This is a genomic window from Citrobacter sp. Cpo030, from assembly GCF_030333005.1.
GTDB classification, from domain to species: Bacteria; Pseudomonadota; Gammaproteobacteria; order Enterobacterales; family Enterobacteriaceae; genus Citrobacter; species Citrobacter portucalensis.
Window position 1 is genome coordinate 252,654 of record NZ_JAOWGT010000074.1, and the last position, 14,369, is coordinate 267,022.

11 protein-coding genes are annotated in these 14,369 nt (G+C 51.8%); 3 read left to right on the plus strand and 8 right to left on the minus strand.

Going from position 1 to position 14,369, the window contains the following annotated elements:
• Positions 1-69: 69 nt before the first annotated feature.
• Positions 70-885 (minus strand): helix-turn-helix domain-containing protein, encoded by an 816-nt coding sequence (locus OGY37_RS20510; protein WP_279275377.1) that lies wholly within the window; start codon positions 883-885, stop codon positions 70-72.
• Between the two features lie 252 nt (positions 886-1,137).
• Between OGY37_RS20510 and OGY37_RS20515 the strand changes: the two genes are divergently transcribed.
• On the plus strand, positions 1,138-2,538 hold the full coding sequence (locus OGY37_RS20515; protein WP_286621701.1) for an MFS transporter: 1,401 nt from the start codon (positions 1,138-1,140) through the stop codon (positions 2,536-2,538).
• 10 nt (positions 2,539-2,548) lie between these two features.
• Entirely contained in the window at positions 2,549-4,504 is a 1,956-nt protein-coding gene (locus OGY37_RS20520; protein ID WP_198579408.1) for a glycoside hydrolase family 127 protein, read from the plus strand.
• A gap of 99 nt (positions 4,505-4,603) precedes the next feature.
• Here the strand turns inward: OGY37_RS20520 and OGY37_RS20525 are convergent, their stop codons facing one another.
• On the minus strand, positions 4,604-5,344 hold the full coding sequence (locus OGY37_RS20525; RefSeq protein WP_286621703.1) for a MipA/OmpV family protein: 741 nt from the start codon (positions 5,342-5,344) through the stop codon (positions 4,604-4,606).
• Positions 5,345-5,465: 121 nt separating this feature from the next.
• On the opposite strand from OGY37_RS20525, the gene OGY37_RS20530 reads away from it, so the two are divergent.
• Positions 5,466-6,428, plus strand: coding sequence for a LysR family transcriptional regulator (locus OGY37_RS20530; protein WP_126317236.1), 963 nt, complete (start codon positions 5,466-5,468; stop codon positions 6,426-6,428).
• Between the two features lie 7 nt (positions 6,429-6,435).
• Here OGY37_RS20530 and OGY37_RS20535 read toward each other — a convergent pair whose 3' ends face one another.
• From OGY37_RS20535 to selA, 6 genes are all read right to left on the minus strand, one after another.
• Positions 6,436-7,572 (minus strand): HlyD family secretion protein, encoded by a 1,137-nt coding sequence (locus OGY37_RS20535; protein WP_003827345.1) that lies wholly within the window; start codon positions 7,570-7,572, stop codon positions 6,436-6,438.
• 5 nt (positions 7,573-7,577) lie between these two features.
• A complete protein-coding gene (locus OGY37_RS20540) occupies positions 7,578-7,901 on the minus strand; it encodes a DUF3302 domain-containing protein (protein WP_003024200.1) in 324 nt (107 codons plus the stop codon).
• A 250-nt stretch (positions 7,902-8,151) separates the two neighbouring features.
• Positions 8,152-9,690 carry an aldehyde dehydrogenase AldB gene (gene aldB / locus OGY37_RS20545; RefSeq protein WP_003827344.1) on the minus strand — a complete coding sequence of 513 codons (1,539 nt, stop codon included), beginning with the start codon at positions 9,688-9,690 and terminating at the stop codon, positions 8,152-8,154.
• A 92-nt stretch (positions 9,691-9,782) separates the two neighbouring features.
• Positions 9,783-10,934 (minus strand): L-threonine dehydrogenase, encoded by a 1,152-nt coding sequence (yiaY, locus tag OGY37_RS20550; RefSeq protein ID WP_003827343.1) that lies wholly within the window; start codon positions 10,932-10,934, stop codon positions 9,783-9,785.
• A gap of 188 nt (positions 10,935-11,122) precedes the next feature.
• Positions 11,123-12,967, minus strand: coding sequence for a selenocysteine-specific translation elongation factor (selB, locus tag OGY37_RS20555; protein WP_126317234.1), 1,845 nt, complete (start codon positions 12,965-12,967; stop codon positions 11,123-11,125).
• Positions 12,964-14,355 (minus strand): L-seryl-tRNA(Sec) selenium transferase, encoded by a 1,392-nt coding sequence (gene selA / locus OGY37_RS20560; RefSeq protein WP_126317233.1) that lies wholly within the window; start codon positions 14,353-14,355, stop codon positions 12,964-12,966. Before selA ends, selB begins: the two co-directional genes overlap by 4 nt.
• Between the last annotated feature and the right edge of the window lie 14 nt (positions 14,356-14,369).

Consider the following 14,369-nt stretch of genomic DNA (forward strand, 5'->3'; position numbering starts at 1 on the left):
GGCGCTGTGCTTGCACTGGTCTGTCATTTTGTAGGCCGGGTAAGCATAGCGCCACCCGGCGATCCTCATTTACGCCGAATTAATATGCTCTTTGCAGTAGCGCCGTTTCCACGCCGCAGGCGTCAGGCTGGTATGTTTACGAAAGATTTTGCGAAAGTAACCCACATCATTAAACCCACATTTAATCGCCACTTCGGTAAGCGACAACGAATCGCTGATCAACAGTTTTTCTGCCGCCCTTACCCGCTGGCGATGCAATGCTTCAGTTAGCGTCAGCCGGAAAGCGCTACGGAATACACGCCCCAGATAATCCGCATTGCAATGCAACTCTTTCGCCAGAGTTGAAGCACTAATCGGCAGGTGGAACTGGGTGTGGATTATTTGTTGCGCTTTCCATGCCAGCGCATTGCCGGGGCTATCTGCGGGTTGCTCGCTAGCCGCCGCGGAGATTTGCTGCAAAATCAGCAGTAGGATCAGTTCCAGCGCAACGCTGCGATGAATATTTTCCTGCTCGCGTAAGAACTGGCGAAACAGCGAAATAATATTTTGTGGCTCGCTAACCCGGGCATGCTGAGGAATCGCAAGCAACGGTTCTGTAAGTGAAGCATCGTTTTCTGCTGTCACCTCAAAGTGTAGCCAGTAAAATTTCAAATCAGCCGGAAACTGTCCCACACCAATATGCGAACGCTGCGGCCATAGCAGCAAACTTTCTCCGGCATTCACGCAAAAAACGGTCTGGCCTTCGCGAATCGTTAATGTCCCTTTTTCGACAAAGATAATTTCCCAGGATTGCAATTGCCGCGCCGGATGGCTTCCCACGCCTCGGGAAATAAATAGCCCACCATTTTGCACTTTAATCGGAAGAGACATGGATAATTCGAGCATATATATTCAAATTCCCGCTTATTGCATTATTTAAACCGATCTTTATCATTGATTATTCACGATAAACTTGCTTTTCGCCGGATCGAAATCACATTTTTATAATGAAGTCGGAATTGTCATCTTTTTATACTTTTCTCTTCCCTTGTTGACCCAAACATTTCGTGCAGAATAAATAACGTACTTTGCAAATTACAAACAAATAACCCGCAACGTAGCGGGATACTTTCTGAACATCCTCTCCGGGAGTTATTTATGACTTCGGCTCCGATTACGACATCTGATTTGGCACAACGTGCCCAGGACGACAAATTATCCCTGCGTGAAAAAATAGGTTATGGGTTAGGCGATGCTGGCGGGACGGTAATTACCTGTCTGATCATGAACTTCCTGACATTTTTCTACACCGATGTCTTCGGGTTAACGCCCGCGCTGGTCGGTACATTGTTTATTGCCCTGCGCGTATTTGATGCCATTTCCGATCCGATAATGGGCATACTTGCCGACCGCACGCAAAGCCGCTGGGGGCGTTTTCGCCCATGGCAGCTGTGGGTGGCAATTCCCATTGGCATCATTGGCGTACTCACGTTTACCGTCCCTGACGCCAGCATGAGCGTAAAAATCGCCTGGGCATTCGGCACCTATCTACTGCTTTCTGTCGGCTATACCGCCATCAACGTACCGTATTGTGCGCTGATCAACACCATGACGACCCGCCATAACGAGGTGATCGCCTGTCAGTCCTGGCGCTTTGTGCTGTGCGGCGTGGCGGGATTCCTTGTCTCCGTTGGTCTGCCGTGGATGGTGGATATTCTGGGTCAGGGCAATGCCGCGCAGGGTTATCAGTTCGGCGTGGGCATCCTGTGCGCCATCGCTGTGGTGATGTTCCTGTGCTGCTTCTTCTGGGTTCGCGAGCGTGTGCCGCTGGCGATGATGGGGAAATTTACCCTGCGTGAACACATTGGTGGGCTACGCAAAAATGACCAGTTGCTGCTGATGCTGGTGATGTCTTTCCTGCTGATTAACGTCTTCAATATTCGTGGCGGCGGGTACATGTATTTCATTACCTACGTGCTGGAAGGCAGTACCGCTTACACGTCGCTGTTTTTCACCATGGTGACCTTTGCGTCCATCATCGGTTCAGTGGTTGTCAGCCCGCTGACCCGCCGTATAGATACCGTCAAACTCTATTACTACACCAACCTGGTGCTGGCAGCCCTGGCAGTGATGATGTGGTTCCTGCCAACCGGTTCGGCTTATCAAACATTATGGCTGGCGGTGATCCTCGGCAACGGCATTATTCTGGGCTTCACGCTGCCACTGCACTTCTCGCTGATGGCCTTTGCCGACGACTACGGCGAGTGGAAAACCGGCGTGCGTTCTTCCGGCATGAATTTCGCCTTCAACCTGTTTTTCATCAAGCTGGCCTGGGCCTCGAGCGCGGGGATCATCAGCCTGCTGTTTATTTTTGTCGCCTATCAGCCAGGCGCTGGTAATCAAACCTCCAGTTCGCTGCAAGGAATTACCGCGATGGAAACGCTGCTGCCCGCACTGTTCCACCTGCTGCTGGCGCTGTCTGTCCGCATCTGCAAACTCAATAATCCGATGATGTCGCGCATTGCCACCGATCTGCATCAGCGTCATGTACAGCCTTAAGGAGCACGAAATGAACGTACTGGAAGTCGACCTGCATAAGCTCACCGTCAGCGATCCGTTCCTCGGACAATACCAACAGTTGGTCCGTGATGTCGTGATCCCCTACCAATGGGATGCGCTCAATGACCGCATTGCAGAGGCGGAACCAAGTCATGCAATAGAGAACTTTCGTATCGCCGCAGGACTGCAGGATGGCGAATTTTACGGCATGGTTTTTCAGGATAGCGACGTAGCGAAATGGCTGGAGGCAGTCGCCTGGTCCCTGTGCCAGAAATCTGATGCGGAACTTGAGAAAACCGCAGATGAGGTCATCGAGTTGGTGGCCGCTGCGCAGTGTGAAGACGGCTATCTCAATACATACTTTACAGTGAAAGCCCCAGATGAACGCTGGACTAACCTCGCCGAGTGTCATGAGTTGTACTGTGCAGGTCATTTGATCGAAGCAGGCGTCGCGTTCTTTCAGGCGACGGGAAAACGTCGTCTTTTAGACGTAGTGTGCCGCCTGGCAGACCACATCGATAACGTTTTCGGGCCTGGAGAGAATCAACTGCGCGGCTATCCGGGACACCCGGAAATTGAGCTGGCGTTAATGCGCTTATACGAAGTGACCCAGCAACCACGCTATATGGCGCTGGTAAATTACTTTGTGGAACAGCGCGGCGCGCAACCCCATTTCTATGATGAAGAGTACGAAAAGCGTGGCCAAACCTCTTACTGGCATACTTACGGCCCGGCATGGATGGTGAAGGATAAACCCTATAGCCAGGCTCATCAGCCCATTTCAGAACAGCAAACGGCGATCGGTCATGCAGTACGTTTTGTTTATCTGATGACCGGCGTGGCGCATCTGGCACGCTTGAGCCAGGACGAAGGCAAACGTCAGGATTGCCTGCGTCTGTGGAAAAACATGGCCCAGCGTCAGTTGTACATTACCGGCGGGATCGGTTCACAAAGCAGCGGCGAGGCGTTTAGCAGTGATTACGATCTGCCTAACGACTCCGTGTATGCGGAAAGCTGCGCCTCAATCGGTCTAATGATGTTCGCCCGCAGAATGCTGGAGATGGAGGCAGACAGCCAGTATGCCGACGTGATGGAGCGCGCCCTGTATAACACTGTATTGGGCGGGATGGCGCTCGATGGCAAGCACTTCTTCTATGTGAACCCGCTGGAAGTGCATCCTAAATCATTAAAATTCAATCATATTTATGACCACGTGAAACCCGTTCGTCAGCGCTGGTTTGGCTGCGCCTGTTGCCCGCCGAATATCGCCCGCGTGTTAACCTCAATTGGTCATTACATCTACACACCACGTCAGGACGCGCTGTATATCAATATGTACGTGGGCAATAGCATGGAAGTCCCCGTGGCGGATGGCTCGCTCAAGCTGCGCATTAGCGGGGATTATCCATGGCATGAGCAGGTGAAAATCGCCATCGAATCACCGCAGTCGATATATCACACCCTGGCCCTGCGCCTGCCAGACTGGTGCACCGCACCGCAGGTTTTACTGAATGGTCAGCCAGTTGAGCAGGATATTCGCAAAGGCTATTTGCACATCAGCCGAACCTGGCAGGAAGGCGATACGCTCAGTCTGACCCTGCCAATGCCGGTGCGTCGGGTGTACGGAAATCCATTAGTGCGCCATGTTGCTGGTAAGGTCGCTATTCAGCGTGGACCGCTGGTGTATTGCCTGGAGCAAGCCGACAACGGCGAGGAATTGCATAATCTGTGGTTGCCAAAAGAGAGTGAGTTCAGAGTATTCGAGGGTAAGGGGCTGTTCAGCCATAAAATGTTAATTCAGGCTGAAGGCGTGAAGCAAAGTACAGCCGATGCAGCACAACAATCGTTGTGGCACTACGATGTTTCCCCAACTTCGCGTCAGGCGCATACATTGACGTTTATTCCGTGGTTTAGCTGGGCAAACCGTGGTGAAGGCGAAATGCGTATCTGGATAAACGAGCAGTAATTAAACCGTGCCGGATGGCGACGCTTCACGTCTTATCCGGCCTACAAAACCCATCCACGTAGGCCTGATAAGCAAAGCGCCATCAGGCACATATTTAAATCAGAAACGCCAGGTCAGACCGGACATAAAGGTGAAGCTGTCATCGCGATCAACCATTGGGCTATTTTTAATGTCATCCGGCAGTGCGCTATAGTTGGCGCTTGCCAGCAGCGTCAGGTTAGTGGTCAATGCGTATTTAGCGGACAGGCCAACATACGGTGTCCAACTATCGCCTGGGGAATAGCTTGATAAGCCACTACGACGGGACTCAGTACCCGATATGCCGTAGTAGTATTCATTGAATTTTTCGTCATAGTAGAGCACGCCAATCGATGGCGTCAGCGTCAGCTTGCCCATCGGCATTGGACGGAACAGTGAAACTTCCCCTACCCAGCCATTACTGTTGTCCAGCACATCCGCAGCGGCGGAGACTTTCACGCTACCCCATCTTTCATGGTGATACCACGCGGCACCCGCCATTGCAGTTGCGTCACGCTTATCCAGCTTTTTCATCGCATGATCGTCATTATCGCCGGGATCAAACTCAAGCGGCATATAAGAGGCAGTAATACTAAATTCATTACTTTCACTCTTAGACAAAATATAACCTAGCGTTGTTTGCCTAAAATAAAATGATTCACTTTCGTAACTGACAAGCGGTACTGCGTGAACATTATCATTATATCCGCGATAAGGTGATTCATTATATACAGCACCAGCGCCAATAGAAAACTCTGCGGCAGTTGCACTCGCCATAAAAGAAAAGGCGAGCAGCGCCACAATATTGTGTTTAATTAACATGCCAACATTCCATTTTAAAATAAGCTACAAAGCTGGTGCATAATAATGCTTACAATTTCATCGGTGCAAGGTTCATATTTATATAGTAATATATAAAAAATTATATATATTGGGCTTGGCGATGAATAAATTACAACTTAAACACCGGGAGCTGAAGATTATTTCGGTAATCGCTGCCAGTGAAAATATCAGTCATGCCGCTACTGTTCTCGGCATCGCGCAGGCCAATGTCAGTAAATATCTTGCTGATTTTGAATCAAAAGTTGGATTAAAGGTGTTTGACCGCACCACCCGGCAGCTGACCCTCACGCCGTTTGGTATAGCGTTACTTCCTTACATCAATGACATGTTAGACAGAAACGAGCAGTTAAATAATTTCATTGCTGATTATAAGCACGAGAAACGTGGCAAAGTAACGGTATATGCCCCAACCGGTATTATTGCTTACTTATCGCAACATGTTATTGCAAAAATCCAAAATATCGGCGGCATTAGCCTCTCACTTAAAACATATAACCTTGAACGAAAGGCATTTTATGAGGGTGTCGACTTTCCTGATGATTGTGATGTTTTAATCACTTATGCACACCCTAAAGATGAATCACTGGTCGCTAGTTTCATTACCAAATATGCAGTAACGGCTTTTGCCAGCCCTGAATATATCAAAGAACATCCTATTAAGAGTCCGGAAGAACTGGAAGAACATTCCTGCATTCTTATTGATTCCATGATGATAGATGATGCCAATATCTGGCGCTTCACCTCCGCTGGCAGCAAGGAAATGCACGATTATCGGGTGACCGGAAATTATGTCTGCGACAATACACAGTCTGCATTGGCGCTGGCACGTAACCATCTGGGCATTGTTTTTGCGCCGAATGCGAGTGTACAAAAAGACGTTCAATCAGGATTGCTGGTTCCATGTTTCTCAGAACAACATGAATGGTGGCTGGATTTGGTGGCGATTTTCCGCAAGCGCGAATATCAGCCATGGCGGGTACAGTTTATTCTTGATGAGATGCTGGCAGAGATCCGCCAGCAGCTTACTCAGTCGCTGGAGCAGCAGACTGAGCAAGCAAAATAGCCTGCGTCTAATGGTCGAGATACAGGTAATGCACCCAGCTGGTCATCCGTAGTAAGACCTTGCGCATGACCGACACATGTTCGAAGTGGTCAGAGTAAACGGCGACCTGGGCGTAAATCCCATCAGGTAACGCGTTCACATCCGCATTGTCGTTCAGCTCAATCGTGGCGATCACCCCTTCCGAACCGGGCGTAGAGTTTAAAGATTGCAGCGCCCCGTTCGACTGGTATGTACCACCCGGTACTGCCGGACTAATGGCGGCCAGTTTACCGCTAAACACCTTACCCGGCAGAGCGTTAAACACCACTTCCGCTTCATCGCCTGGCTCCAGCCGCAACAGCGAGTTTTGACGGAACTGGGCGATAATTTGTCTTTTTTGATCCGGGATGAATACCATTACCGGACGCATCGGCAGTGCGGCGGCATAGGTTCCTGGGCGCATCAGCACCTGCGTGACGTAACCATCGCTGGGCGCGCGAACCACGGTCTGGTCCAGGTTAAACTCTGCTTCCGCTAGCTGTGCTTTCAGGCTGGCAATTTGCGAATTCTCACCCAGTACCAGGCTGTCTAACTGACTCTGAATTTGCTGCTGTTCTGCAACGGAGGATTTCACCGAGGCTTCCTGCGCCAGGTAGTTTTGGCGCGCCGCATCGATATCGCGTTCAGAAAAAGGATTCACCTTCGCCTGACTCCCCTGCGCATAGCGCTGGTAATCTTTTGCCAGTTTGTCACGCGTGGCCTTTGCCCGCTGCGTGTTGGCTTTCATTTCGTCTAACTGCGCAACCAGAGCCTGCTCTTTATGCTGTGCGGTGACAATATCAGCCTTCAGGCGATCGACCCGCGCCTGATAACGCCCTGGATTAAGCTTAAACAGAACCTCGCCTTTTTTGATTAGCGTATTCTTCTTATCCGTCACTTCTGTCACTACACCCGTTACCTGCGGCACCACGGGAATAGAAATTACCGCTTTTTGTGCCTTAAATGTATACGGATGGTTATAATTCATCAGTAATATAAGTCCGCAAACAATGAATATACCGCCTAATGCCGCGGTAGGAACTGTCCATTTATTTACAGGAATTTTAAAAATTTTAAATATTGACCATGCACACGCCACATAGGTCAGAACAATCAGTAAATCCATCGATATTACTCCGCCGGAGAGGTCTTGGCCTCACCCAGTTTCTTTTCCAGATCCGCAACCCTTGCCTGAAGCTGGATCAGGGAAGAATCCGCGCTCTGCATACCCCATCCGCGCTCCGGGCGATAAAGCGTTGCCCAGATCCATAAAAAGGGCCAAATAACATGTAAGGTAAACAAACTAACCCAACCCGCAACATGTATTGCGTCGGCATGAGGATGGTTACGTTTCTTTGCAATTAGATAGGGAATATCATGCAGAATAATAATCCCGTAAAAAATGACCAGGAATACAAAAATAAGCACTCCTAATGCAAAATAATTAAGGAACATATTTGCCTCAGGGATTTAAATTAAGAATTTCGGATGCAATTTGATTTAAACAATAGAGTTGATAATAGTATTGGAATGACCAGATTGGATGCAATTATCTTATTTATATAACGATATATGGGTTTATATATACCCGTCGTCTTTTGAGCTGCTTCTTTGTTGGCTGCGTTCGTTCACCCCAGCCACTTACCTGAGGACATAACTTGATGCCCGGTACGCTAAACGCGACCGGGCAGTAGGTGACGTGAAATTAAAACAGCCCCAGTGGTTTATCAGAGTAGCTCACCAGCAGACATTTGGTTTGCTGATAATGCTCAAGCATCATCTTATGCGTCTCGCGCCCGATGCCCGACTGCTTGTAGCCGCCGAACGCCGCATGAGCAGGGTAAGCATGGTAACAGTTGGTCCAAACTCGCCCCGCCTGAATCCCACGTCCCATTTTGTACGCCAGATTTCCGTTACGACTCCAGACGCCAGCGCCAAGCCCATATTGGGTGTCATTAGCGATTTCCAGCGCCTCTTCCATGGTTTTAAACGTCGTGACAGCCAGTACCGGCCCGAAGATCTCCTCCTGGAAAACCCGCATGTTGTTCTTACCAAAAAGAATGGTCGGTTCGAGGTAGTAACCCTCTTTTAACTCGCCATCCAGCTGCTTGCGCCGCCCGCCGGTGAGAACATCTGCTCCTTCTTTCTTACCAATGTCGATGTAATTCAGAATGGTTTCCAGTTGACCATGCGACACCTGTGCGCCCATTTGCGTCACGCTGTCTAACGGGTTGCCGCTACGGATACTTTCCACCCGACGAATGGCTCTTTCCATAAAACGTTCGTAAATGGATTCTTGTACCAGCGCACGACTCGGACAGGTACATACTTCGCCCTGGTTGAAGGCAAACAATGCAAAACCTTCCAGCGCTTTGTCAAAGAACGCATCTTCTTCATCCATCACGTCCGCGAAGAAGATATTGGGTGATTTCCCGCCCAGTTCCAGCGTGACAGGAATAATGTTCTGCGTGGCGTACTGCATGATCTGCTGCCCGACTTCCGTTGAGCCGGTAAACGCCACTTTCGCAATACGTTTTGACGTCGCCAGATACTCACCGATTTCCCCCCCTGCGCCGTTGACCACGTTCACCACGCCAGGCGGGAGCAGATCGCCGATGACTTCCATCAGCAACAGTACGGACAGTGGCGTCAGGCGCGCGGGTTTCAGCACCACGCAGTTACCGGCTGCCAGGGCGGGTGCCATCTTCCAGCTGGCCATCAATAGCGGGAAGTTCCACGGGATAATTTGCCCTACCACGCCAAGAGGTTCATGGAAGTGATAAGCCACGGTTTCGCTATCAACCTCGCTGATTCCCCCTTCCTGTGCACGAATACAGGACGCGAAATAGCGGAAATGGTCAATCGCCAGCGGCACATCTGCCGCGCTGGTTTCACGGATGGGTTTACCGTTATCCCAGGTTTCTGCCGTCGCCAGCAGTTCCAGGTTTTGCTCCATACGATCGGCGATTTTGAACAGAATCGCCGCTCTGTCCTGCACGGATGTCTGCGCCCACTTGTCTTTTACTTTGTGCGCGGCATCCAGTGCCAGATCGATGTCCTTTTTGCCGGAAGAGGCCACTTCGCACAGTAGTTGCCCGGTCACCGGTGTCAGGTTTTGGTAATACTCACCGTCCGCCGGGGCGACCCAGTCACCGCCGATAAAGTTATCGTATCGGGCTTTTAACTTCAGAGGGTAACCATACTCGCCGGGGTAAATACGCGTTGAAGGGGGGTTATTGGTCATGACCGTCTCCTTGCTGTAGGGGTACTACAAGGGTAGACGGGACTGGCGAATAATTCGCCAGCCTTTTACTGCTTTACGACAGGTATCACGAATTACATGGCAGCACGATAAATCGCCATGATTTCTTCATGTGTCGCCTGAATCGGGTTAGTGAAACCACATGCATCTTTCAGGGCGTTAGTCGCCAGAACGGCAAAATCTTCTTCTTTCACGTTCAGCTCACGCAACCCGGCTGGAATATTCACTTTCTGCGCCAGTTCGCGGATCGCCGCGATGCAGGCTTCTGCCCCTTGCTCTTCGCTCAGACCAGCAACGTTCACACCCATTGCCGAGGCGCAATCGCGCAGGCGGGCGGCAGCCACTTTGCTATTAAATACCTGTACATGCGGCAGCAGTACGGCATTACATACTCCGTGTGGCAAATCGTAGAAGCCACCCAGCTGGTGCGCCATCGCATGCACGTATCCCAGAGAGGCATTGTTAAAGGCCATACCTGCGAGGAACTGCGCATAGGCCATGGCTTCGCGCGCCTGAGCATTGCTGCCCTCTTCCACGGCGACCGGCAGGTTTTCCGCAATCATGGTGACGGCTTTAAGCGCGCACGCATCGGTAATAGGGGTCGCGGCAATAGAAACATAGGCTTCAATAGCGTGAGTCAGCGCATCCATACCGGTAGCCGCCGTCAGAGACTTCGGCATACCGACCATCAGCGAGGAGTCATTGACGGACAGCAGCGGCGTAACATGCTTATCCACAATCGCCATTTTAATGTGGCGTACTTCATCGGTAATGATGCAGAAGCGGGTCATTTCAGATGCCGTACCCGCCGTGGTGTTGATGGCAATCATCGGCAGCTGCGGTTTTGCAGAGCGGTCAACGCCTTCGTAATCACTAATATCGCCGCCGTTAGCCGCCACCAGCGCAATCCCCTTCGCACAATCGTGCGGGGAACCGCCGCCGAGAGAAATAACACTATCACAGTCATTTTCTTTCAGCATTTTCAGGCCAGCAGCAACGTTACTGGTCGTAGGGTTAGGATGCGTACCATCATAAATTACGCTGAAAATATCACGTTCCTGCAGCGCTTTTTGAATTTCACTCGCCATACCTAATTTCGCCAGCATGGCGTCCGTGACAATCAGCGTACGGCGAAAACCATATTCCGCCATTGTATTCATTGCATCTTTTAATGAACCAGCGCCAATTACATTCACAGAAGGAATAAAAAATGTTGAAGCAGCCATTGTACGATCCTTAATTACTCAAAAGAGGTAGGAAGCATACGAGTGAAATTTCCAACAAAATATGATCGTGGTTGTTATTTTAATAACACTCACAATTAAAAAGCACATTAGGTTCATAATCTAATGTGCTTATTTCAATCAACATCTATTTTGTATTAATTCATTTAATCCATGAATTAATTGTTTCATTATTTTTCAGGGAACAGCAATGCATCGCGTAATAAATGATCATTTCCCCGACGACGAGTAAAACCAATGCGGTCAAAATATTCCAGAATCTGAATAGCCAATTTGCGCCCGACGTTAAGTCTGTCGCGAAAATCGGCTGCACAGGTCGATCCCCGTTCCTGATCCAGTTCGCGGATCATATTGGCAAAGGCCACAATCCGATCGTTACGGTAATAACGATCTTTCACGATCGCGGTGATGATGCCTTGCTGCGCCGCCTGACGTAATGACACACGCATCATCTGCTCATCCGTGCCCGTCTGTTTTGCCAAATCGCGCACCCACCACGGCTCATCGCCAAAAAGCGGTTCTACTTTTTGCCAGAGTGCCAACTGCTCATCGCTGAAACCCGCCTTATGTTCCGGCAAATGCAACCAGCCATGATGGCTATGGATGGCGCCACTCTCGCGCATCTTTTCAATCAGCAGCAAGACCAGCGCTTCGTCTTCCATCGGCAAAGCCATACGGCGCAGGCGCTCGCGCCCGGGCCCTGGTTCATCACGGTGCTGCTCATGGTAGGTCGCCAGCGTATCGAGAACTTTCCGCTGCCAGCGCGCGGCAACGGGGGCATTCAACAGGCTGTATCCCGCCTGAATAAATCCATGTTGCTCAATCAACGGACGCATACCGTTGCCATTGAGCTGACGCGCCCAGGCAAAGTCAGGAATATTCACCGCCCCACGCGTCAGGTGCAGCGCCAGAGCGTCACCGTCAGTCTGCGCGTTTTCCAGCGCCGACAGCCACTGCAAATACTCCGGCTTACGTTTTCCGCGACGCGGCGGATTGAGCGTGACCACGCGCGCGCCAGCCAGCGTCGTACGGGCAGAAATATCGCGCAGCACCAGACGGTCGTTATCGGCGAGCCAGAGTGGTGTATCAAACACCAGTTCCGCCAGTGTCCCTTCAAGCAGCGAGATACGCCCGGTAACATGGCTAGCCGCGTGGTGAATATGCAGCGGTTGCCACTGCATCAGCGGCGCGGCATGTTCTAAAGAAACAATCACGCGGGTAAAAGCCTCTGGCGGCGCATCGGAAAGCAGCCAGTCGCCACGGTTTAGTTCTTCTTTTTGCGCATCGCCGGCAATATTCAGCGCAATACGTTGTCCCGCTTGCGCGCGGTCGGTGGCCTGATTTTGTGCATGCAGGCTACGTACGCGCATCGGTTTGTTGACGCCCGTGAGCCACAGCGTGTCACCGACATTCACTTCACCGCTGAGCGCCGTCCCGGTCACCACCAGCCCTGCGCCTTTGACCGTAAAGGCGCGGTCAATCGCCAGGCGGAAGCTGTGATCGCGGGCATGCTCGCGCGACGTTAATTGCAACAAATGGTCACGCAGTTCCTCGATGCCACGGCCTTCACTGGCCGCAGTGACGAAAAGCACCGACTCCGCGAAACCATAATTCCCCAGCGTGGCCTGAATCTCCGCACGCACCTCTTCAATTCTTGCTTCGTCTACGCGGTCGGCTTTCGTGAGCGCCACGGTGATCTGCGGATTGCCCGTCAGCTGCAGAATTTGCAAATGCTCACGGGTTTGCGCCATTACGCCATCATCACACGCCACCACCAGCAACGCGTGATCGATGCCGCCGACCCCCGCCAACATGTTGGACAGAAACTTTTCGTGTCCAGGAACGTCGATAAACCCCAGCACCCGCCCGTCCGGCTGCGGCCAGTAGGCATAACCGAGATCGATGGTCATGCCGCGCTTTTTTTCTTCCGGCAGACGGTCGGCATTTACGCCAGTAATCGCCTGTAATAACGTTGTTTTTCCGTGGTCAACGTGTCCGGCGGTTGCAATAATCATTTCAGCATCATCTCCATAAACCGGGTCTCGTCTTCAAGGCAGCGCAGATCCAGCCATAAGCGGCCATCATAAATTCGCCCAATAATCGGCACGGGCAGCGTACGCCAACGGGCTGCCAACGCTTCGAGGCGGCTCCCGCGCCCGTCATGTGGGGTAAAGGTTAGCGCCGCGCTGGGCAGCCTATCAACAGGTAGTGAGCCGCTGCCAATCTGCGACAGGCAAGGCATCACATTCAGGGCGAACTCATCACCGTAATGTTCTGCAAGCTGTGCCTGTAATTGCTGTGCCTGCGCGTGGATTGCCTCTTGTGAGCGGGTGAGCTGGCGCAACGTCGGCAACTTCGCCGCCAGTGCTTCAGGGTGCAGGTAGAGCCGTAGCGTCGCTTCCAGAGCAGCCAGCGTCATTTTATCTGCCCGTAATGCGCGTTTCAGCGGATGGCTCTGCAAACGAGCGATCATCTCTTTTTTACCGACAATTATCCCGGCCTGCGGCCCGCCCAGCAGTTTATCGCCGGAGAAACTCACCAGACTGACGCCAGCAGCAATCAGTTGCTGCGGCATCGGCTCCTGCGGCAAGCCATACTGGCTGAGATCGACCAGCGAACCGCTGCCCAAATCCGCCACCACCGGAACATCCAGCTCCTGGCCAATGACGGCCAGCTCCGCCTCATCCACCGACTTTGTGAAGCCTTCAATGCTGTAATTACTGGTATGCACTTTCATCAGCAGAGCGGTATTTTCATTCACCGCCTGGCGGTAATCTTTCGCATGCGTCCGGTTGGTGGTCCCCACCTCGCGTAGAAGGCATCCGGCCTGACACATAACGTCCGGAATACGAAACGCGCCGCCTATTTCCACCAGCTCGCCGCGAGACACAACCACCTCTTTGCCGTTCGCCGTGGCAGCCAGCATAAGCAGAACAGCTGCCGCATTGTTATTGACGATACAGGCGTCTTCCGCCCCCGTCAGACGGCAGAGTAAATCCGCCAGGGCCCGATCCCGATGTCCCCGACCGGCATCATCCAGACTGTATTCCAGCGTCACCGGCGTGCGCATCGCCTGTACCACCGCCTCAATTGCTTCTTCGGCCTGCGACGCGCGACCAAGGTTGGTGTGCAGCACCGTTCCGGTCAGGTTAATCACTGGACGCAGTGCGCTTTGTGATTCTCGTTCCAGCCGGGCACTGGCTTCTTGCGCCCAGTCTTCACACCATGCCGGGAGCGCATGCGTGTCGCGAATAGCTTCTCTGGCTTCGTCGAGCATGTGACGCAGCAGGTCAACCACCCGGGTATGACCGTGAGATTCACGTAAGGCTGAGAAGGCGCTATCGCGCAATAAACGATCGATAGCAGGAAGCTGGCTGTAGAGTGAACGCAAGTCGCTTGTCATGAAAGGGCCTGGCT

What these genes read in the sequence shown, in the direction of transcription:
- selB (WP_126317234.1), bottom strand. Translation starts at nt 12,967, where the DNA reads ATGATTATTGCAACCGCCGGACACGTTGACCACGGAAAAACAACGTTA.
- OGY37_RS20520 (WP_198579408.1), top strand. Translation starts at nt 2,549, where the DNA reads ATGAACGTACTGGAAGTCGACCTGCATAAGCTCACCGTCAGCGATCCG.
- yiaY (WP_003827343.1), bottom strand. Translation starts at nt 10,934, where the DNA reads ATGGCTGCTTCAACATTTTTTATTCCTTCTGTGAATGTAATTGGCGCT.
- OGY37_RS20540 (WP_003024200.1), bottom strand. Translation starts at nt 7,901, where the DNA reads ATGTTCCTTAATTATTTTGCATTAGGAGTGCTTATTTTTGTATTCCTG.
- OGY37_RS20525 (WP_286621703.1), bottom strand. Translation starts at nt 5,344, where the DNA reads ATGTTAATTAAACACAATATTGTGGCGCTGCTCGCCTTTTCTTTTATG.
- OGY37_RS20530 (WP_126317236.1), top strand. Translation starts at nt 5,466, where the DNA reads ATGAATAAATTACAACTTAAACACCGGGAGCTGAAGATTATTTCGGTA.
- aldB (WP_003827344.1), bottom strand. Translation starts at nt 9,690, where the DNA reads ATGACCAATAACCCCCCTTCAACGCGTATTTACCCCGGCGAGTATGGT.
- OGY37_RS20515 (WP_286621701.1), top strand. Translation starts at nt 1,138, where the DNA reads ATGACTTCGGCTCCGATTACGACATCTGATTTGGCACAACGTGCCCAG.
- OGY37_RS20510 (WP_279275377.1), bottom strand. Translation starts at nt 885, where the DNA reads ATGCTCGAATTATCCATGTCTCTTCCGATTAAAGTGCAAAATGGTGGG.
- OGY37_RS20535 (WP_003827345.1), bottom strand. Translation starts at nt 7,572, where the DNA reads ATGGATTTACTGATTGTTCTGACCTATGTGGCGTGTGCATGGTCAATA.
- selA (WP_126317233.1), bottom strand. Translation starts at nt 14,355, where the DNA reads ATGACAAGCGACTTGCGTTCACTCTACAGCCAGCTTCCTGCTATCGAT.